Origin of the sequence: Pengzhenrongella phosphoraccumulans (genome assembly GCF_045689905.1) — a bacterium.
GTDB lineage: Bacteria > Actinomycetota > Actinomycetes > Actinomycetales > Cellulomonadaceae > Pengzhenrongella > Pengzhenrongella phosphoraccumulans.
Window position 1 is genome coordinate 4,936,888 of record NZ_CP144210.1, and the last position, 21,712, is coordinate 4,958,599.

A 21,712-nucleotide genomic window follows, 5' to 3' on the forward strand; every position below is an offset into this window, starting at 1 on the left:
GCGGTGGGTAAAAAGGAGCGTCTGGAGAGCGTGGAAGTTTTCGGCATTGACAACCGTGTGGAACGGTTTGTCGGCTCTTCGAAGTTAGCCGGGCAGCGGGGTTTTCACGGCTGCCGCCCGTCGGTGCTGACGGGTGCATGCCCAGCGTATGCGGCGGCGTTGGTTGACCGGGTTTCTGAACCCGAAAGCGTCTCTTCCCACGTGTTTGGCCAGGCGGTTGTAGCCCTCCGACCGTGAATTCGAGTACCCCGTCTCGAGGCCCGCCAGCACGGCCGGCCACCACCGGTCGACGGTCGCGGCGAGTCGGTGGACCTCGGGTGCGCTCGACGCGGCGGCGTGCTCGTAGAACGTGGTCAGCCGCCGACAGATCACGGCCCGCTCGGGATGGGTCCCGGCCAGAGCGAGCAACGCACGAAGGTCCTCCTTGACGATGTAGGCGCCCAGGATCTCCACGCCCGCCTCGCCGGTGTCGAGCAGCGCGTTCCACATCGTGGCGAACTTCGCCGGACGCAGCCGCTCGTGTGCGGTGAGCAGCTGGCGCCGGACCTGCCAGGCCGGGTCGATCTTGCGGCCCCGACGCCCGGTGGCCTCCCGCACGGTGCGTTGACGGACCGCGGTCGTGGTGTCGTTGGCGAGCTGGACCAGGTGATACCTGTCGGCGACCTGGATGGCGCCCGGCAGGCCGTCGCGGGCACCCTTGGCGAACGACGCGGACAAGTCGATGGTCACGTGCGTGATCGCGGCCCGCCACGACGCCGGCTGAGCGAGCAACCACCCCGACACGCAGGCTGCTGAGCGGCCCTCGACCTGCGCGAGGAGCCCGCCGGTGCCGTCCGCGTCCACGAACCCGGTATGCCACCGGTCGCAGGCCAGCACCCACCGGCCGGTGTCGGGGTCGTGGGCCCAGACCGGTCTGCCACGTCGGGTCTCGTCGATGCCCAGTACCCGCACGAGGGGCAGGGGCTTCGCCAGGACCGGGTCGACGCGGGCGACGAACGCGTCGTGGACCGTGGACCACCCCACCTTGTAGAACTCCGCGGCCTCGGCCACGCACCGGTGCTGGACTGCGACCGCGTCGGCGAGCTCGGCCCGCAACCGCCGCGTCAGGCGCGCCCCGGGCCGCGCGGCGGGGACCTGTTCGGTGAACGAGCCCCGCGCGCACCGCTGGTCCACGCACCGCCACCGCTGCTTGTGCCACACCAGGCGCAGCGGCCTGGTCCCATACGGGATGTCCCGCGGCCTCGTGGTCACATGGCCCTTGAGTGCGGTGGAGAACTCCCCGCACGACGGGCACGCCGACGCCGCCAGGTCCGCCGTGACCACGTGCACGACCCGACCACCGCACCCGTCCGCCGTGATCTCCCGGACCGCCAACCCCTCCAGGTCCAACAACCGCGACACCCCCGAAACCACGACCGGAGGGACCCCCTGCACATGCGTACCCTGAACCAAGCCCGTGACCTCGCTCTATGACCATGTCCTGCTCGATACAGCCATGATCACCGAGGTCACGGGCCCACTACGTCCACGACCCACCCCACCGTTGCCCGGTTAACTTCGTAGAGCCGGTTTGTCGCCGCCGCGCTCGACCTTGCCGGTCGAAATGAGACCGGGATAGATGGGGTCTCTAAACTCGGCGACGACCACGAGGTCTTCCATAGGAGCAGCCATGACTTCGCTGCCATGGAGTAGTTCAAGGGACGCGGTCCGTGCGCCGTCGTTGGCCCTAACGAAGGCCAGCACGCGCCAGAGGCGCTGGTCGCGAGCACTGGGCTTGGAGCCTCGCGTGGGCAGGATTCGCACCTTGTCGCCCTTGCGCACAGGACGGCCAGGCAATTCGACCGCCTCTGGGACGTGACGCTCGAAGTTGAGGCCAAACGAACGACGATCGACAAGAGCATCAGCCTCGCGGCGCAGGTCCCTCGCTAAGTCAGGGTCGTTAGACTCGAGGCGTCGCAGCAGGTCATTCAAGCGGGACACGGAACTCCCTTGTTGTGTTGCGGGGCCGCTGGGATGAGTCTCGCAGCGGGATCTTGTACATGACTGTTCGACAGGCTCACCCACCGGGTGAGTCGCTCAGCCCTCGTCAGACACATCGATGCGGCCTCGGGCGAACGTCGCGAGGATGCGCTGGTGGGTCTGACGGGGAAGCTGTCGGCTGCCCGGTTCGCCAAACGGTGTTCCCGGTCGCGCGGGCGCCTCGCCGAGAAGTTCATCGAGGCCGGCACGGGCGACCATGAGCAGGCCGTGAGTGGCTCGCGTACATGCGACGGCCAGCCGTCCGAATGCCGAGTTGAACGAGTCGAGTTCAGCCGCGCCGTTGAGAGGGTGGATCGCGATCGTGATGCCGTTGGTCTGACCCTGCCATTTGTCGACCGTCGAGGCGACAAGGTCATGCTCCGTTAGGTCGTACTTCTCGCGGAGGCGTCCGACGGTGTCTTCAGCGTCGTCGACGGATTGGTTGCGGGTCGCGAGGATCGCGATTAGGGGGTCGGTGTGGTCACCGCCCGGGCGCTTCTCGGTCCAAGTTCCTACCGCGCGCCCCGGGATGACTTCGTCGTAAAGGGCCTCGACGAGGGCTGGTGACGATGCGAAGAACTCGTCGAGGAGTTCCTCGACGAACAGGGTGAGGGGGAGATCGACGTCGGCTGCCTCGGGTTCCGGCAGGCCGTCGATCTCGAGGAGGGTAGGCACACCGGTGCCGACCTGGCGCCAGATTTCGGCGGCCGGTCCCTCCATAGTTCCGAGGTCGATGCGCCGGTCGCCTGGTGCGGTGACACAGTCGAGGGAGCTCCACTCAGGGTAGAAAGCGCGCCAAAGCCCTAGGTGCCCGGCGGCAGGACGCCACACAGACGGCAGCTCTCGGATCCAGGTGCGCGCGTCGTCGTCGTAGTCGGTCGGCCAAGCGCGGTAGGGGTTGTATCCCGGGTCGCCCCGCCAAGGGTTCTCGCCTATCTCGAGTGGGGGGAGCTGGCCGACGTCTCCGACGCCGACCCACGTCGGCGCGAGCCAGGTCACCTGGTCGAAAAGGTGGTGCGCGATCTCCCAAGCTTCGTCAACGAACAGGACGTCGAAGGGCGCGGTGCCGTTGGCGCCAGCGCCGAGGTGGTCGCGGAATCGGGTGCGCTCGTACGAGAGACGGGAGACGGTCGCGAGCACCACCGTCGCGAGTGCCGGGATTTGGCTTGTTGTCGTCACCACGGTGGCGTGCTCGTGGGCGTCGTCGGGGACGTCCGCCCAGGCGTCCTTGCTCGCGAGCAGGCAAACGGACTCCTTGCCGAGCGACTTGCCGAGCGCGACGGCAAGCGGCCACACCTGCCGGTTCTTGAACGCCGTGATCGCGACGCGGGCGCAGTTCGGATGTGCGGCGGCCTCGGCGACGAGGCGCTTGATCGCGTACGACTTGCCCGCGCCTGCGGCGGCCTTGAGGAGGATCCGCTCCATGGGCGAGACGCCGGAGAGAATGTCGTGCAGCTCGTTCGAGGCCTCGTCGGCGACGCGTGCGTTGAGGGCAGCGGCCCGCTCGTGGTGGGCGCCGCTCGTCTCGAACCGGACGGGAGGGTCGAAGGGACCGGAGTCGGCCTGGTCCATGCTCACTCTAGGTCGTCGATCGTCTGGTCGCTAGGTGCTACCGACTGCACGCCCTCATACGGGTTGCCGGTGGCTGCGCCCGCGGGAGAAACCTCGAAACCGTCGCCGTCGCGGACCGGAGGCCACGTCTGGGGGTTGAGCTCGCCGCGTGCACGGCGTGCTGCAAGCTTGTCAGACCACTCGGCCTCGCGGCTCTCGTGCGATCGGCAGCACCACTGGTGGCTGGCTGGCGCTTCCTCGTACGAGTTCTGATCACAGTCGACCTTGGGGGCCCAGGTTTGGTCGGGCTTGGGCTTGTCGACGCTGAGGTATCGGTTGCCCTTCAGCTTCGAGAACCAAGCAAAGTCGGCGATCACGAGCGCGTCGCCGACACGCAGCGGCGGGCGGACCTGAGGCGTCCAGTTCATGTGAGTTATGGGCGCCGTCTCGTCGACGCCGGTGCGCTGCAGGGGTCCGATCGCGAGGCCATCAATCTTGAATGCACCCTTCGGGGCTGTGTCGACGATGGTCGTGGGTGCATCGACGAGTGTCTGGTCGTTGAGCGTGAGCAGAACAATGCGGTACCCGTCGGTGATGCGACGGGAGTCGACGTCGATGATCAGAGGTTCGAGAGACACTACCGCCGCGAACGCGACGAACCGGTTGCCCGCGTCGGTAGCGAGGTCGTGTGCTGCATGAGGGTTCGACAAAGCGAGCAGGTGAATCGCCGTCGTCTTGTCACTCTCGATCATCGGAACCAGGCCGTTACGCCAGTGCCGGTAGGTGCGCCCGAAGCGCACCAGGTCGGAGGCGTGCAGCTCCAGCCGGCGCCGCCAGACCACCTGAGCGTCGGACTCGATCGCGCGGGATGCAGGGCGAAGCTTCGAGTCCGGCAGCGCGTCAAGGGCATCGAGAGCGCGGTTGAGGATGCCTGCCTTGTACTCGAGTTCCGCCGCCGCCACGGCCTGGTACGTCACCGGGTCAGAGGCGCCACCGCCGGGCGCTCGGCCGCGCTCGCCGACGAGGGCCTGGTGGAGCTCGTCGGACTTCTGGTTCGCGAGTCGAGCACCCGACGTGTGCTCGTTCTGCTCGATGGCGTCGGCGAACTCGCGGTGGTTCAGCGGGGTTCCGGGATCGGCCTCCGCCCAGCCGACGAGGTAGTCGAGACGGCCCGCGCTGCTCGTAGGACCACCTGCCACGATGTGCCGTGCCAGAACGGTGCGCACGTCGGTCACAGGGTCGCGCAGCGAAAAGGCGCGGGCTCGGTCGTCTTCGAGGAGCAGCGCGATAGCCGTGCGCTCGGTCTCGCTGATCCTCAGTGGGATGGTCGCAGGCTCGCCGTCGAAAGTCAGTGCCGGACGACCCATCGCCTTGTCGCGCTGCCACGCCAGGCGGCTGATCTCGATGCCGGCGAGGTTGTCGGCGATTGACGCCAGTACGTCTGCAGTTGTCGAGTCGGGGACGACGAGGTGGACGGCGTCAGGCGCCTGGACCCCCGCAAGGGCGTGGCGACGATCACGCATCGCGGCGTTGACGGCACGTCCGACTCGGCGCATGATGTCGCGTCGGGTCTCAGGGGACTGCGGATCCTCGTACACGTGGAACTCCCACGGGCCCCGGCCGTCGTCAGATACCCGCTGGATTCCGATCCCGTGGACTCCGAGTGCCGCGGCGTCGGACTTGGCGAGGACGACGTTCACAGTGCCGGGGACGCCGGCCTGGTCGACGCGACGCTGACCCGTAGGTTTGGCGACGCCGTCCAGCGTCGCTGCGATATTCGCTGCGACGGAGGCGGGAACGCGGCCTAGTTTGGTGATGCCATCGACCAGGCCGATCGCCTGGCGGCGCAGGTCACGGCTTAGACCCAACTCGATGAGCAAGTCGGCGGGGTTGGTGGAACGGCGCAACTCGGCCCGGCAGTACGAGAAGAGGGTGCAGGTGGCACAGGCGGCCGGATCGAACCTGGCTTCCAGGTGGGCGACCAAGCGCTTGATCGGATCGGCGGCAGGCTCATACGACGTCGCCTCGGCTTCGCGGCGGCGTTCCTCGATCTGGAGCAGGACTTCTTCCTGGTAGTCATGAAGATTCTCGACTACCGGTTCGGGCTGCAGGAACGAGTTCCGGGGGACCGCCAGGACGCCGTAATTGTGTACGTCCATACCTTCGGCGAGCTTTGACCAGGAGCGAGCGGACGCGGCACCAACCGCGACCTGGAGGAAGCCCTTGAGCATCCGCGAGTCCTCGATGCGGGAGCGAACGCGCTCGTAGTCTTTGGCGTCGCCCATGATCAGCCAGGAGCCGCGTGAGTCCGACTTGGGGGCGACGACGGCAAAGTCAGGCTTCACATCGGTGGCGCGGGTGTTCTCGAAGCCGACGAACGGAACCGCGAGCTGGTATACGAGCGTGACGTGGTTACTTGCGGTGGCGCGAGTGTGCGCTTCGACAAGGAGGCGAGCCGTCACATCGACGTTGACATGGGCGTCGACGGTGACGACTTCGTCGGGGCGCTTCAGGCCGAGGTCTCCGACCGTGCGGGTGGCGACACGGCTCGCGAAGTTCTCGTGCCGCACCAGGCGCTCAAATGTCATCGCGCGCATCCATCGAGCCTGCGGAATGCCACCGGCGTTGTCCCGGAAGCCGACCGCTTCGGCTAGGTGGCGGCGGGTCATTCCGGTGATGAGCGGGTCTGTGCCGCGAAATCGCGAGCAGGCGGCGTGCGCCGATGACGCGACCGCGCTGGACCCGCCGCCTACGGCCTTAAGAGGCACGCCACTCGCTTTCCCGAAGACCGCCACGTGAGCGGCTCTGACGTGCATCATCCTGTCCCGACCATACCCGTGGGCCGACCAGGTCTGCTGCACGGATAGGTGAGAGTCGGTCTCAGGCTCGATCCACGTGCGCCGTGAGGCGCTGAATACTCCATTGGAGGTAAGAGCCGATTCGAAGATCCGAGGGACCTCTCGTAGAACTCTCCGACCCGGTCCTCCGGAACCTTCACGGGGACGTTGTCGATCAGGCAGTCGGCCGACGCCACTGCGATCAGAGTGGCAATCGCCGTCGGACCGCAGTACGGAACCGTGGACCCACGGTTCATCAAGTCGGCAGCTCGCGAAGCGATCGATGCCGGCGTCGACTAGTTGTGCGTGCTGGGCTTCGCATTCGACCCGCGGACGATCGGCGTGACCCCGGACGATTCCCTCACGGTCGAAGCTTCGCGCGATGGCTTCGACGTCGCGGGCGAACGCTCCCTCGGACGAATCAAGGCACTCCTCGTGCGGATGAACGTCGACCTGCTCATGGGTGCGGCCCTAAAGAAGACCGGTGCCGGCAACCTGTTCACGGTATTCGGAGAGCCTGACATCGTGCTCAAGGAGCAAGGTGGGCAGTACACCGTCGAGCTACTTGGAGTCGACATCTACGACCCCACCACCGGCGAGGTGCGCAGCGACGACACGAGCAAGATCGCGCTGTGGATGATAGATACCAACTACAACGACGAGTCGTTCTTCGTTCGGCACTGCTACTTCACCGGCGGCAACGACCCGTTCAAACGCCTCAAGACCGCACTGAAGGCAGAGATCGACGCCGACTCCTGGGCTACGCTTCACGACACTAAGTCCCGTCCATTCGAACGGCCTTCGACAGGCAAGGTCGCTGTCAAAGTCATCAACGACTACGGCGACGAGGTCATGAAGGTATTCGAAATCGAGTAGGGGAGCTACGAACGTGACGGTGTACACCCCTGCGCAGGCAAGAGCGATCGGCTGCCTGGATCAGACGCTGCAGATCATTGCGTGTGCGGGTTCAGGAAAGACGCAAGTCATCTCACAGCGGATCGCCGACATACTTGCGTTGCCAGATGTGAAGCCCGGAAACGTTGTTGCGTTCACCTTCACTGAGAAGGCAGCGGCGGAGCTCAAAGAACGGGTGCTCGGCATCGTAGAGCAGGAGCACGGCTCGACCACCGGGTTGGCCGAGATGTTCATCGGTACGATGCACGCCTACTGCCTGAACCTGCTCCAGACCTACATCCCGGAGACGTTCAAGTTCTCCGTCCTGACCGAGATCACCCAACGGCTGTACATCGACCGCAACTCGCGCCGGTCTGGGCTCACGGAGACCCCGACGATGTCCCGCGGTACCCCAAGGCTCCGCCGGTACATCCATTCGAAGTTGTACTCGCAGGTGATGTCTGTGCTCGCGGAGGACACCGTCGACCTAGCGCAAATCGACCCGCAGGTCCTCATGTCCCAGCACGCTTACAAGACCCTGCTGGCTCAGGGGGCGTACTTCGACTACACGACGATGGTCGAGCTCGCGGTCGAGCTTCTCGAGGCCGACCTTGGTGATCTTCAGGCCGATCCCCTGCTTCACCACATCCGCGACAACGTGCGCTACGTCGTCGTCGACGAGTACCAGGACGTCAACCCGCTTCAGGAGCGACTGGTTCGGGCGCTGACCCGGTTCGGGGCGAATCTGTGCGTCGTTGGCGACGACGATCAAACCATCTACCAGTGGCGCGGCAGCCAGGTCTCCAACATCGTCACCTTCGCCGGCCGGTACGACGACGTCCGCCAGGTCACCCTGGCCGACAACTTCCGATCCTCGCAGGGCATCGTCGCACTCGGTCGAGCCGTCGCCGAAAGCATCCCCGCGGGCCACCGACTGGCCAAGGAGATGCAGTACGCCGCCCACCAGGAGTGGAAGCGTGGCGACATCCTCGCTCTCACGCACAGCTCGCCCGAGGCGGAGGCAGCCTGGATCGCCGACCGGCTCCAGGAACTGCGCGGGGCCGCGTTCACTGACGCACCTGCACGTGACCCGCGCGGCCTGTCGTGGTCCGACATGGCGGTGCTGTTCCGGTCGGTGTCGGGCGACGCCGGTCCGCTCGTCGAGGAGCTGGATCGGCGAGGTATCCCTTATGTCGTCAAGGGCTTGACCCGGCTGTTCGACGCCGTCGAGATCCATGCGATCGAGGCGATGTTCGAGTTCCTCCTCGGTGACATCGACCGGCCGATGCTCGAAGCTTGTTGGAAGGCGGCACGTCTCGTAGCCAATGGGACATCACTTGACCCGCTCGTGAAGCTACTCAAGGAGTCGGGAGACTTCTCCCACGGCGCGCGGTGGGGAACCTACAACATCCAGCGTGTCTACCTCGAGGCACTCGAACGGATGGGCATCCGCGAGGACACCATCCCTGGCGAGGGTGCGCGCAGCGAGCTGGTCTTCTACCAGCTCGGCAAGTTCAGCCAGGTCATTTCAGACTTCGAGGAGATTCATTTCTCTTCGGCGCCCGACCGGAAATACCGGGCCTTTGTCGACTGGCTTACCAACCAAGCGCGCAACTACTACGACGATGCTGACGCCGACGTGGGCTATGCGACACCAGATGCCGTCACGATCTCCACCGTGCACCAAGCCAAAGGCATGCAGTGGCCAGCCGTCTTCGTTCCGTGTCTTCGGAAGAATCGGTTCCCCAGCCAGCGTCACGGTGGGCTCAGTCTGTTCCACGTCATCCCCGACACGGCGATCGACGACGCCGACCGATACCGGGGCACTGAAGATGACGAACGCCGGCTGTTCTACGTCGCGGTCACACGTGCTCAGAAGTACCTGTACCTGTCGTTCTCCCCGGGCGGATCGTCGCGAAACAGTACGCCTTCGGTCTTCATGCAGGAGGTCGTTGCGGTCTCGTACGTTTCGACTGCCGACAGCGGGCTGCCGTCGGACCTCGCGCGACTCGAGCCGGAGCCAAAGGTCGCGCTCCCGCGGGTCACACTGTCGTTCTCGGAGCTGAAGTACCTATTCGAGTGCTCGTACCAGTTCAAGTTGCGGTTCATGTACGGCTTCAACGCCCCGCTCCACGAGGCGCTCGGTTTCGGCAAGGGACTTCACGACGCACTTGCCGAGATGCACAAGCGAGCGTTGGATGGCGATTTGGTGACGAAGGCCGACGTCGCAGATCTAGTGAACCGGCACCTGCACACGCCCTATGCCTACCCCGCCCTACGTGAGGCGCTTGTGCAGGCAGCACGAGACTCTCTAGACCGATACCTACGCCTGCACGGTGACGATCTCGCGCGCACCGTCCACTCCGAGAAGCAGATCCAGGTCCACATCGCCCCAGGCATCACTGTTGACGGGCGCATCGACCTGGTCAAACGACTCGAGACCGACGAGGTCTCGATCGTCGACTTCAAGTCGACGGAGCGAGCCCAGGAAGAGGACGTCACGCGCGACCAGCTTCACGTGTATGCGGTCGGCTATAAGGAGCTGAACGGCGAGGGTGCCGACCTCGTCGAGGTGCTAAACCTTGACGAGAAGGGCAAGAACGTCCGTGAAGAGATCAGCGATGATTTGCTCGACGGCGTGAAGCAGCGGATCAAGAAAGCAGGCGATTCGCTTCGAGCGAACGACCTACCGAAGTTCGAGACATGGGAGCCCGCCTGCGACAAGTGCGACCTGGTCGGGCTCTGCCGCAAACGCCGCGACGCCTAACCAAAGGCCCTACCCCTCGGTGTCAGCGCCCCAGGCTAAAAAGATGCTCTTGGTCGTCGGCATCGCGGGCTGGCCGCCCGCCTCGCGCTCGATGTCGGGCTCGCGGAGGATCTTCCAGCCGTCATCGAACCCGAACTGCGAGATTGAGGCCGCGGGGTCCTTGATTCGGTGGATCTCGAACGCTTCGTCGCCTTCGGCGTTCTCGACGACGTAGAGCCAGAACTCGTCCGGGTAGTCCGTCGCTTCGACGTATTGGCGCCGCGATAGGAGGACGCCTTGAAGCGACCAGGCTCGGCCAACGGACTTCACCTCGATCCGGCGCAGGACGTTGCCGGTCGCGTCTCGCGAGAGGACATCGAACCCGGGATTGGAGTGGTCCTGCTCCTCCGGGATCCTTCCGCATGAGCGCTCGTATCCGAGTACTCGCGCCACGCCCGCACTGTCGATCGACGAACTGCGGAGCGCTTCATCGCCGACCGTCTCGTTGTCCTCGTCGCTGCCGTAGTACACGTAGGAGCGCATGTGCTCACTCCGCGCGCCCCGAGCGGTGGGGTTGGCCCGCTCGGGACGTCGGGGCGCAGTGCGCTTTCCAGACTCGGTTCCTGTCGCGCCGGCCGCGCCGACCGGCTCCAACGCCGATACGTCGCTGCTGCCCACCACCCCGGGTAGTGAAGGTCGCTCCGACGAACTGGCCCCGTCGTTGAGCCCACCATGCGTCGGTTCTTCCGGAAAGTGGTCCTCCGCTTTCGACGACTGTTCGAGGATTGAGCCCTCGGTAGCGCCGGGCGGCGGGTTGTCTCGCTCGGCAGACTCCTGCTCTTCGTACTCGAAATCCTCAATCGTTCCGGAGTCGACCGTCGCCCGCTCGACTTCTGCCAGGTCTGCCACGCCGAGCTCGTCGAGGCTCGTCTCGGCTTCATCGACGCTCGCTGCACTGAGAACGGTTTCGAGTTGGAGCGCCAGTCCGGGGCGGTCTTCACCGACCAGGCATCGGGCGAGCTCTCGCGCGATGCGCCGCAGGTCGGGCGGGTCGCTGAATAGCAGCGTCCCGGTCTCATCCACGTAGATCGCTTGGACGGCGGCTGCGTCCGTCGTCTGAACTTGATGGCCGAACTCAGTCCGGTATCTCACCGAGAGGTGGATCGCCCGTGAGAACTCGATGTCGAACAGACTCCCGGAATCGATCTGTTCGTCGCCGTCGTCGAACTCCGACTCGACGACGCGAACGATGGACCGTCGCCGTTCACGGAGAAGATCGGCGATCTCGGGCGCGGGCGCGCGGTCGCCTTCGTCGACGATCACCTCGATCAGGTCTTCCGCTCGCCTGACACCTGCAGCCTCCAATGCCCGCCAGGTCGGCCGCTCGCGCCGGATGACGTTCTGCGAAATGAGAGAGATCCGTTCGGCGAGCCCGCGTCCGTCTTTGAAGACGAGCAGATCTGGCATGTTGAGGACACCCCGGGTGTCGACGACTGACCGGACGCGATGCAGCCTTACCACGAACGGCAGGACCGCCGACTCGTCTTCCACAAGCAAGGCCTGGAGCTGGCTCCACGCCTGGTGTACGACCGCCTGAGCTTGCTCATCGAGCAGGTCATTGCCGAAGTCCTTCGAGATTCGAACGAGCAGCCGCTCAAGCTGCGCGGCGTTCGGCGCCTCTTCGACGCCAACCCTGTTGAAGAACTCCTGGTAGCGACGCTGGTCCTGGGACAGCCGAGTAACCCATTGCCCCAGGCCGGTCTCCGTCCAGAATGTGAAGGCCGGCTCGACGAATTCGCCTGGCGTGACCTGGATGCACGCCTCCCCGGAGAGTTCCCGTACAAGCCGATCCTCGTTGGCGGCCCCGAGTGCCTGGTAGACGTCCGGATGCATTGGGGTGTTCGCTTCGGCACAGTGCCGCAGGTGAGCGATGATCATCGAAGTCGGGGGGTCGCTGGGCATGCCGAGCCAGCGGAGGGTGTCAGCATGAACCTGCTGGGCGTCACGGGGGAGCCCCAACTTGTGGCCCTGAGATTCGAAGAGGTGCCTTCGGAACGTCGGCAGGAGGTTCTTCGGTTGCTCGCGGCCGCCGCCCTCCACCGGCAGCCATGGAAGTTCCTGAAGGTGCCTTAGATCCAGAGGTACCGACCGGTGGAGCTCTGGTGACCCGTGAATGGCGTCAAGAATCGATAGGACCACGTCGGGATTGGGGTCGCGCTCGCCGTCCGCGAGTCGGCGCGCCGCCGCGTTCAGCAGACTTGGGCTAGGTGTGGTTCCGACGCCGAGCCAGACAAGCGTGTCCACGAGGTACTCGGGTAGGTGCGCCGCGTCGGCGATAGGCGCATCGGGATCGATGAGCTCCACGGCGGCGTTCGGAAGGTGCACTTCGGTAGCTTGGCGGACGACTCCGTCAACGCAGAACACAAGCCGAGCACTCCGGAGGGTGGTCGCCGCATCGGCGTCCTCGTCGAGCTGGGGCCTCGCATTGCGGACGACCCGCAGGATTGCGTCGAGCGTTTCGCGGTCGCGAAACGTTTCGCCGTCCGCCAGCGGCGCCACCATCTTGGTCAGGTAGTCGACAGCGTTCAGCTCGCGAGCATCGAGTATCCGGAGCAGATCGACATGGCCTTGGACTAGGCCGACGTCGACCAGCTCAGCGAGGCCGAGGTGGTCCTCGAAGTCCGAGGGTAGGTAGAGCTCGTGGAGTGACTTGAGCCCGCCGATCGACGATGGGTAGATCGCCAGCTCTGCTGCACGTGACCGGTTTTCGCCGGTAAGCTCAAATCTACGATTGCCGAGCCACGCAAGAACTTGGTCAGCAGCCGCAGCGAGGTCGACCGAGTCAGCGCTTTCGAGGATGTCCAGTGCAATCGAGCCGTCGAGTTCGGGGCAGAGTTCGGCCAGACTGGGGCACAACTGCCGTAAGCGAACGATGTCCGCGATCCGGTCCTCGCCAAGTGCGACGAAGAACGCTTGGTCTGCCTCATCGATGATGACTGTCGACTCGGCGGCGGCGAAGCGGCCGTCGATGCAAGGCACGATGGCAGGCTTGGACGCCTCGGACTCGAACGCTGCAGTCTTGCTCCGCGATAGCAGGACCTCAAGTGTCACGAGTAGGGACTCGATCTCGGCGTTAGTAAATCTGCCGGTTGTCAGGTCCCATGGCTCGATGACGTCATGCGCGATGAGCGCCCCTGTCACGTGCGCGGCTTTGAGAAGTTCCATGCCATATGCCGTCAGCGTGAGCGGCCTGACCGTTGCATGGAGCGTGGAGTCGATGACTGGAATTGACAGGTCGACGAGGACAGACTCTGCCTTGTACTCGTCAGAAGTGCTCGGAACTAGGCACCCGCGGGGAGGGCGCACCTTCCCGTCGATCGTTCGCATGATCGATAGGTCGCCGATCTCATTCTTGACTCGCTCGAAGAATGGCTCGAATGCGACTTCGTGTGCAGGGCCAGCACGGCTGGTCAGCTCGAAGTCTCGGATGAGCTCCCACGTCGCTCCCAAGCCGATGATCCTGCTAGCGCGCTCGAGATTGTCCCGAATCAGTGTCGCTGCCGAGTCGATCAGATTTCTGTTCCAGTCTGACTGATACGTGGAGTCGTCGAAGAGAACGCCCTTGCGGTCCTCGCGTGGGTAGAAGGACGCATTCAAATGGCCGCTCCACCCGAGACGGGTCTGGGTTGGGAGCCCGCCATAGATGCGCCCATCGACGTTGTCGCCGATCGGGAGCGCAACCGTCACGTGCTCCGATCGGTTCTGGTCGATCTGCGGAAACCGCGCCTTGAGGTGCTTGGAGCTGTCGTACTCGCCCTCCAGGAACAACCACTCGCTTGAGGACTGGCCGACTGTGATGGTTACGCGGTCTTCGACGCATGCCCGCCTGACGGTCGCGTGCGCAGACCGCGTCCGGATTTCAATCCTGGCGATCCGTTTCAGAAACAGCACCGCGTCGGAGGCGCGTTCGAGAAGCGCGACCTCCATCGCCTGGATCACCTGCTCTGTCACGACCTGCGCGCCGAGCCTCATTCGAAGGGCCGACTCCACATTCGCCCACGGCAGGAAGAAGCTCGTCCCCGAGGCGTCGTGGTCCCGGCCGCATTTTCCCTTGCAAACGGTGATCCGATCGTTCTCGTCTGCCAGTTCGTTGAGCACCAGGTGGTCACCGCCGGAGATCAGCTCTGGGTGGTCAGTTATCTGGTAGACCGAGGTGAAGCCAACGCCAAATGCGCCCGTGGTGTCGACATCGTGAGACTTATGTCTGCCTGCAACGGTCCGGAAGGAGTGAAGATCGCAACTCCGCCCATGGGTCGCCCTCATGGGGCAAACGAGATGTTCCGGGACGCCGCACGAGGTGAACTCGCCGTCGTTCCAAGCCACCAGCTCTTCATCGGTCACCGTGAAGGCAACCCGAGTCGCGCTCTTGGCGTCGTCGGCGTTCTGAGTCAGTTCGTGCAGGATCGTCGTCGGACCGCCGAGGACCGACAAGACGTTCGCCAGGCTCCCCAGGTAGTCCGAAGTCCTGGAGAGTCTGTCAAGCCCCTCAAGTCCCAAGCCCACTTTCAATACCCACTTCGTTCGTTGTTGCGTTGCGCGCCGGGTACATCATGGCGCAGCCCACCGACCGGAGGTGGGTGGGTCCAGCGGGTCTGGCGCAGGGGCTCTGGTCGCGGACCCGGGCGTAGGCGATCTTCGTTCGCTCGGTGCGCAATCGCTGCGGCGACGATCCCGCCGGGTTTGCCTCGGGTTTTGGGCTCGTGGGCGAAGCCGCGGGCCGGGCGTCCCATTGCCACAGACCCAGCCCGAGGTCGATCAGGGCGCGGCGCAATTGAACGCTGCCTTCACGGGTGATCGGGGCGATCGTCGCAGCAAAGGACGCGACCCAGACTGCTACTGACGGGACCCGGCTTCGGTGGGACCGGACGGTGTTGCGCGGCGAAGCCATGCCAGAAGAACCCGTCGACGAAAACCTCCACCCTCTGACGAGGGAAAGCGACGTCGATTGTGCGGCGTGGCGCATCCGCCGTTCGATAGTTCACTCGAAACCGCATCCCAGCGCGAAGCAGAACTTTCCGCAACGTCACCTCTGGCTTGGTGTTCCGGCCGCAATTCGCCATCATCACAGAGCGCGTTGAGGCGCTCGATGCCCAGGACTCGACCCCCGCCACTCTCCGAATGTACGTGTTGGCGCACCGTCGCGGCATCCGGCCTCGTCCCCGATACCGTGGCGTCTTGCGGTGCGCAGACTCCCTCACGTCTACGATCCCGCGCGCGTCGGACACGTCTCCACCCTCAGCGCCCAAACTGCAGCGCACTGAGCGCCCGACGGTCCCACGCCCACTCGCGGGCTGCCGCGCGCATGAGCAAGACGACGCTGAGCATGCCTAGGGCGACGAACTTGCCGGTGTTCCAGAACATGAGTAGTGCGAGTAGGTAAAGCCAGCCGGAGTTCGTAGCAGTTGCGGTGTCCGCGACGCGGCTGAACGCGAAGGCGTACGTGGGCACGAGTACCGCAGCAAGGGGCATGCCCCACATGTGTCCACGCCGGGTGCGGATGAAGCCCGCGAGGATGTTCGTCGGCGCGTAGACCTGCATGAGGCGGATCGTCGCGCCAGCAATCCACGAGCTGAAATACCAAATCATCGGGAGCCTCCCTAGGGCCAACATGGTCGTCAGCGTCCGATTTGAGATGCTAGGCAGTCGGTCCGACACCTGATGGTTATCCACAACTTCGGCTTGGCCTCTCGTGCCGTGTGGGTACCTGATCCCAGAATCGGCACATGAGGGTGCGCCAACGACTGATTGCGGGAAATGGCTCAAGCGAACTCGAGCCCGCTGCCCAGCGGATCGTCGAGTTCGTCATCCTGCTGGGTGCTGGCGATCTCGATCGCGCGGCCTCCGGCGGTCGTCGCGAGTGTGGCGTCGCGTTGCTGGACGAGTGTCGTCGGGTCCTGGCCGATCGGGTCGTCGTCGGTGATTGCGTAGCGATCCCGGTAGGCCGCGACGATCTCGACCTGGTGCAGCCACGACCCGACCGAATCGCCGAGGATCGGTTCCTCGCCGTGGCTCCGCGCCCATGCCTCGCCGGTTCGTACTGCGTCGAGCGCGAGCGTGCGTGCTCGGGTCTGCATGAGTCCGCGTCGCTCGTCGAGTGCTTGGCGCACATCGTCGGGCATCTCTCCGTTGGCAGCGGGGATCAGGCCAACGATGAGGTCCAGCTCGCCGGTCCCCACCTGCTGGTTGGTGGCCTTCACGACGCGGTGGTGCAGGACAGCGGCGACGTCATCGGCGTCCTGCAGGGTTCGCGCGCAGGCGAGACCGGGCAGCATGGTCTTGAGGTCGAACCCGGCGGCTTCGGCGCGGCGCAACTGGGCGGCGAGCGGCCCGAAGGTGTCGGACGCGATGGTGGTGTCGATGTCGGTGGCAGTCAGGTCACCAGAGCGCGTGAGCGCGTCGCGGATGATCGCCTCGTACCGGTCGCGCGAGGCGTCGGTGGCGATGGTGTCGTATTCGGCTGCGAGTTGGGCGATGCCGCTCCAGGTGTTCTGCTCAGCGGTGATGGTCTGGTGGGCGGATTGCTCGCTGCCGGAGCGGTGCAGGACACCGGTCAGGACGGCCGCTGCGTCGATGTCGTCGACCTGGGGTGTGGTGTGCAGGTCGTCGGGGGTGTCCAGGGCGATGTAGGCGGTGTTAGTGTCGCGGCCGCGGGTCATCGCGACATAGAGGTTCTCCCGGGTGGTCGACCCGGTGACGACGACGTGCGCGGTGTCCACGGTGATGCCTTGGGCGCGGTGGGCGGTGAGTGCGTAGCCAAGGTCGACATGCTCAGCGACGTACGCGGGCGGCAGGACGACCCTTGCCCCGAAACGCCGGCCGGAGCGTTGGACCTCTATTGCGCCGTTCTTGCGGACGTCGGTGACCTTCCACCGGTCCCCGTTGCGCACCCAACCGCCACGTGCGGTGCGCAGGTTGCGGTCGTTGCGGCGGGTGATCACCAGGTCGCCGACGGACGCGCGCGCGTCGTCGGCCAGCGCGACGTCGCGGTCGGCGGTGGTCTCTCCGGTGGCAATGCGTTCGGCGCGGGCGCGGTCGTTGAGCAGGTGGACGCTCGCGCTGGAGTCGGTGACCAGCACGGTCGCGTGCCCGGCCAGCTGGTCGGCGTGCCAGGCGGCGTAGGCAGCGTCGACCATCTGTTCGGTGGTGCCACCGTGCAGCCGGTCGTGTCGCGCGTAGGCCGCGATCGCGTCGGTGCTGCCAGTGCGCAAAGCCTGGGACGCGGACTTCTCCCACTGGTGGGTGAAGCGGTGCACCTCTGCGAGCTCGGGGACATCGGTGCGGGCCGAGGCCAGCATCGAGAATGCGCCGCCGGCCTGGACGGACTGCAGTTGTGCCCAGTCGCCCACCAGGAGCACCTTGGCTCCGGCCTGCTGAGCGAGGCTGGTGATCCGGTCGAGGGTGTGGGTGCCGGCCAAGGTGGCCTCGTCCACGATCACGAGCTGCCCGGCAGTGAAGTCGGCTCGGTAGCGGTCGTGCTCGAACAGCCACTTCGCGGTGTTCTCGCAGGCGATCGCGAGCTCGTCCGCCAGGACGGCCGCAGCGGCGGCCGAGGGGGCCAGGCCGACGACGGAACCCGCGCCGTGCTGGCCGATCCAGGCCGCGAGCAGGGCCCGCATGGTCGTGGTCTTGCCCGCCCCGGCCGGCCCGACGAGCAGGTCAACCTGCCTGCCCGACGTCACGATCGCTTCGACCGCCCTGGCCTGCTCGGCCGACAGCCGGCGCCCGTCGTGCGTGCGAGCGACCGCGCGCTCGATCACGCTCGCTTCGACGGTAGGAGCGGAAAGGCTCGCGGCGCGTTCAAGCAGGTGGTCCTCTGCGGCAAGGACCTCGGCCGAGGAGAACACGACACCGTGCTTGGGGCGGAACACGCTGGTGCCGTCGGGTCGGGTGTAGTTGGCCGGGCTGCTCGCGAGTTCCGGTGGGGTCAAGGCGACCGATCGGGACTCGGCGGTGTCGACGATCATCGTCACGACCCGCTCACGGTCGGCGATGGTGGCGAACCGCCAGCCCATGGTCTGGCGGGAGGCTTCGGCCCACAGGTTCCAGTGCCGCCACGTCGACCGCTTCTCCGCCACGATCCCCACCACGCGGTCGCCGATTTCCCGCAGCAGGTCTGGGTCGATCTGCGCGGCCGTGAGCATCGCTGGTCTGCGGCTCGTAGTCAGGTCACGTGCCCACTCGGTCGGGCCCTTGCCCAGAACGGGCCGGGCACGGTTCCGCCAGTATGCGGTCAGGTCACTCAGGGCGTGCAGTTCCTTCTCGGGCCGGGTCGCCAGCGTGGCGTGGGCGCGCAGCTTGATGATCTGCCGCCGCGAGGGCTGGTGCCCGCGCGTGGCGACGAAGTCGGCGATGAGCTGATCCTTGGCCACGTCGATGGCGCGGGACCGGCTGGAGAACTCATCGATGATCTCCTCGCTGACGCCACTGATCTCCCACTTCTCGGACCGGTTCGCTCCGGGGCGTTGGCGGCGCTGCCAGCCGACACCGAAGGTGGCGGTGAGCCGGTCGGCCAGGACGGCGTTGTAGTACTCGCTCACCGCGACGACGGCGGCGTGCACCTGTTGGGAGTCCAGGGTGCGCCACTTGTTGTCAACAGCGGTCTTGACCTTGTTCGAGACCACGACGTGGGTGTGCAGCTGCGGGTCGCCGGCCCGGGAGTCGTAGTGGTCGAAGGCGGTGGCCGCGACCCCGACGACATCGACCCGCGCCACAAGGCCTCGTCCGTTGTCCGCACCGACCCGGGTCGCGGCGACCTCCCGCTCGAAGAACCCCAGGACCTGCTCCACGGCGGCGTGGTGGGCTTCGACGAGCATCGCCTGGGTGCCTGCGTCGGCCAACCCCCACAGCACCGAGACGGACTTGGGCACCGAGAACGTCAGGTCAAACCCGGCCACCGCGCGCCGGGTACCACAGCCGGTCTCCTCGCCCTCGATGCGCGCGACCGCACTCGCGCGTTGCAGCACGCTCAGGTGCGGGTCGAGCGTGGCAACCCGGGTAGCGATCCGGTCGCGCAGCGGCTCGTACGTCGCGAAAGCACGCCCGAGCGGCTCTCCAGTGAGGGGATCACGACCGCCACCCAGCAGGTTCTCCAACTGACGCGCCGTGACGACATCGCCGGGTGCGAGCTGGCCTTCGCCGAACTCCCCTACCCCGGATCCCATCCACATCCCCGGCGGGGTGCCGGTCTCGGCGTAGTACCGCGTCAGTGGCGTCGCCAAGGACCGGTCACCATCACCGGTCACGACCGAACGCAACAGATACGCCACGCCGTCACCGGCCGTCATCACCCGCAACGAGACCGTCATCCGCGCACCTCCTCATTGGAGGTGTGCGCGGGTCACCACCGAGACCCACGCTGCCCGTCACCGAGGCCGTTAGCCACGGCGTCATCCTCGACTGCCAGACGTGTGATCGCTCTGAGGGGTGCAGCGGTGTCAGGGGATACGCCAGGGGATACGCAGCAGCAGCGTCGGGTCAAGCCGAGCTCGCCCTCTGGGGCTACGGACGCCGACCCCATCGGTCAGCAACGGGTGGTGGTCGGCGTGGTGCCGGGCGCACACCTGGTAGATGAAGGTGCGTGCTGGTCCCCCGCCGGCGGCTGGCCGCTCGACCTACCGATTGCGGAGGTGCGGTTCCCATGATCAGACTTGGGGCGCACGACCCCACGCCGTCACAGCGGTACGGGGTTGTACTCATGTCGACGGGGCGCAGGCGGCGCCGTTCTGGGGGGAGTTCAGGGGGCATGCAGGGTGGACGCCGAATTGGCTCAGTAGCGATGGTGGTCGCGGTGCTCGCTGTCGTCTCGGCATGCGTCACGGCACCCGACGACGCTCCCCGACGCCGACGATCACCGAGTCATCAACGTCGCCCGTGCCGACTTCGAGCAGCTCGCCGTCTCCAATGTCGGAGACTGAGCTCGCTGCAGCGAACGCCGAAGACCTCGTCCGCAAGTACTACCGCGTGATCGACGAACTTGCGATCGATCCATCCCGCCCGCTCTCTGAGCTCGAGTCCGTCGCGATCTCGAAGGAACTCTCCATCTGGCTGCATCAGTTCGAGCGCGAGCGACGGGATGCGTGGCACCAGACCGGCGCGACCACTCTCGCAAGGCTCGAGGTTCAGTCGGTCAACCTCGACAACTCTGACCCAGCCACGGGCCGCGTCCCGGCTGTTCAGGTCGACGTCTGTTTCGACGTCACCGACGTCGATGTACTCGATGCGAGTGGCACCTCCGTCGTCACGCCCGATCGGGCCGCCACGGGCTGGGTTCGTCACACGGTGAGCAACTATTCCTGGGACACCGATCCCACGGACGGGTGGCGCGTGTCTACGAGTGTGGATCTGAAGCAGGCGCCATGCGTAGCCGGCTGACACACGTAACCCTCATCGTCCTCGCCGCGGCGAGTCTGACGTTCCTCACGGCTGGGACGGCAAAAAGCGACGGGCCCCACCTGCGAACGCGGTGAATCCGCGAACCGGTACGTGCCTCGTATGGGTTCAACCTCCCTCGCCACCGCCCGTGGCGGGGCCGATCTCCGATGGTCCTGCGGACAGCGGCTCTGGTTCGTCGTGCTTCTTCGACCCGTCGAAGCAGGGAAATCCGTCGATCCCAGCCGGGCCGGTCCTCTGTTCCGGTGAGTACGGGTATTGGTCAAACTCAACTCAGTGCTACGTCCGAGCGGTAGACCCGCAACCAGGTCCGATGACCCTGCGTGGAAGGGTCACAGCTCCGGCCGATGGCGGAGCGATCTACGAGTGCTACCAGCCGCTCCCCCTCGACATCAGCGTCTACCTGTGGCTGGCGAGCCCGCCACCGGCGTCGGGTGCGGGCCCGTCTCCGAGGCAGGTCGCCGAGATGGCAGTGGACTCGATGGACCTGCATTCGATCACCGTTGGCATCGTGCCGCCGCCGGCCCGGGATCGGTGGGAATCGTGGGGATGCCCGTCTGGATGTGGGCGGCGGACCCGGTCCCCAGCACGGTCGGTCCGGTCACGGCGTCGGCATCCGCCGGTGGCATCACGATCACCGCGACCGCGAGTCTCAACGCGATCACGTGGGATATGGGCGACGGCAGCACCGTGGTGTGCCGCAGTGCCGCACCCCCTACAACGCGAGCTATGGACACGCGAGTCGCCTGACTGCGGCCACATCTACACGACCTCGAGCTCAGGCCGGGCGACAGGTTCACCGTCACGGCGACCTCGGACTGGGTGATCGCCTGGTCGGCGCGGGCCAGACCGGGACCATCCGCATGAACGGACTCACCCAGTCCGTGAAGATCTCGATCGGTGAAGTGCAGGTGCTCGTGACTTCGTGACCTCGCACGCGAGGTTCGCCACCAAATGAGGGGCAGGACATGACCAGCACAGCGACACACGGGACAAGACCGCTGAACAGGCGGCGGGCCCGGTTCCAGTACCGGCCCGCTGCCGAGGATGCGCCGACGCCCGCGGTGGCTGTCGCAGCCCTTGCTGCAGCGGCCCTCGATCGGTGACCATCGCTTGGGTGTGGACCTCGACCACCACGGCGAGCGAGGTCCTCGTGGTCACCGGAGAGGTCCCCCCGCGGCGCCGTCATCGAGGCGAGTGATCTCGGAACTGCGCG

Annotated in this window: 12 protein-coding genes; 3 read left to right on the forward strand and 9 right to left on the reverse strand. The window is 65.9% G+C overall.

Annotation, left to right across the window (positions count from 1 at the left end):
• Positions 1–84: 84 nt before the first annotated feature.
• The 4 genes from VTA80_RS22945 to VTA80_RS22960 form a co-directional block, all read right to left on the reverse strand.
• Positions 85–1,452 (reverse strand): ISL3 family transposase, encoded by a 1,368-nt coding sequence (locus VTA80_RS22945; protein WP_407341623.1) that lies wholly within the window; start codon positions 1,450–1,452, stop codon positions 85–87.
• Positions 1,453–1,551: 99 nt separating this feature from the next.
• The gene (locus VTA80_RS22950; RefSeq protein ID WP_407343375.1) at positions 1,552–1,971 is read right to left on the reverse strand and encodes a hypothetical protein; all 420 of its coding nucleotides are present in this window, start codon (positions 1,969–1,971) and stop codon (positions 1,552–1,554) included.
• A gap of 105 nt (positions 1,972–2,076) precedes the next feature.
• Complete coding sequence (locus VTA80_RS22955; RefSeq protein ID WP_407345843.1) at positions 2,077–3,591, reverse strand: hypothetical protein; 1,515 nt, start codon at positions 3,589–3,591, stop codon at positions 2,077–2,079.
• Between the two features lie 2 nt (positions 3,592–3,593).
• Positions 3,594–6,239, reverse strand: coding sequence for a hypothetical protein (locus tag VTA80_RS22960; protein WP_407343376.1), 2,646 nt, complete (start codon positions 6,237–6,239; stop codon positions 3,594–3,596).
• Between the two features lie 474 nt (positions 6,240–6,713).
• On the opposite strand from VTA80_RS22960, the gene VTA80_RS22965 reads away from it, so the two are divergent.
• Positions 6,714–7,283 (forward strand): hypothetical protein, encoded by a 570-nt coding sequence (locus VTA80_RS22965; protein WP_407343377.1) that lies wholly within the window; start codon positions 6,714–6,716, stop codon positions 7,281–7,283.
• Between the two features lie 13 nt (positions 7,284–7,296).
• Positions 7,297–10,068, forward strand: a complete 2,772-nt coding sequence (locus VTA80_RS22970) for an ATP-dependent helicase (protein WP_407343378.1) — start codon at positions 7,297–7,299, stop codon at positions 10,066–10,068.
• Between the two features lie 9 nt (positions 10,069–10,077).
• On the opposite strand, the gene VTA80_RS22975 is transcribed toward VTA80_RS22970, so the two are convergent.
• The 4 genes from VTA80_RS22975 to mobF all read right to left on the reverse strand — a co-directional run bounded on the left by VTA80_RS22975 (position 10,078) and on the right by mobF (position 19,412).
• The gene (locus tag VTA80_RS22975; protein ID WP_407343379.1) at positions 10,078–14,610 is read right to left on the reverse strand and encodes a DUF3883 domain-containing protein; all 4,533 of its coding nucleotides are present in this window, start codon (positions 14,608–14,610) and stop codon (positions 10,078–10,080) included.
• A gap of 281 nt (positions 14,611–14,891) precedes the next feature.
• Positions 14,892–15,254, reverse strand: a complete 363-nt coding sequence (locus VTA80_RS22980) for a hypothetical protein (protein ID WP_407345844.1) — start codon at positions 15,252–15,254, stop codon at positions 14,892–14,894.
• A gap of 88 nt (positions 15,255–15,342) precedes the next feature.
• A complete protein-coding gene (locus tag VTA80_RS22985) occupies positions 15,343–15,693 on the reverse strand; it encodes a sulfate permease (RefSeq protein WP_407343380.1) in 351 nt (116 codons plus the stop codon).
• A gap of 173 nt (positions 15,694–15,866) precedes the next feature.
• Positions 15,867–19,412 (reverse strand): MobF family relaxase, encoded by a 3,546-nt coding sequence (gene mobF, locus VTA80_RS22990; protein WP_407343381.1) that lies wholly within the window; start codon positions 19,410–19,412, stop codon positions 15,867–15,869.
• Positions 19,413–20,007: 595 nt separating this feature from the next.
• Here mobF and VTA80_RS22995 point away from each other — a divergent pair.
• A complete protein-coding gene (locus VTA80_RS22995) occupies positions 20,008–20,478 on the forward strand; it encodes a hypothetical protein (RefSeq protein WP_407343382.1) in 471 nt (156 codons plus the stop codon).
• Between the two features lie 515 nt (positions 20,479–20,993).
• Here VTA80_RS22995 and VTA80_RS23000 read toward each other — a convergent pair.
• Positions 20,994–21,161 carry a hypothetical protein gene (locus VTA80_RS23000; RefSeq protein ID WP_407343383.1) on the reverse strand — a complete coding sequence of 56 codons (168 nt, stop codon included), beginning with the start codon at positions 21,159–21,161 and terminating at the stop codon, positions 20,994–20,996.
• Positions 21,162–21,712: the final 551 nt, after the last annotated feature.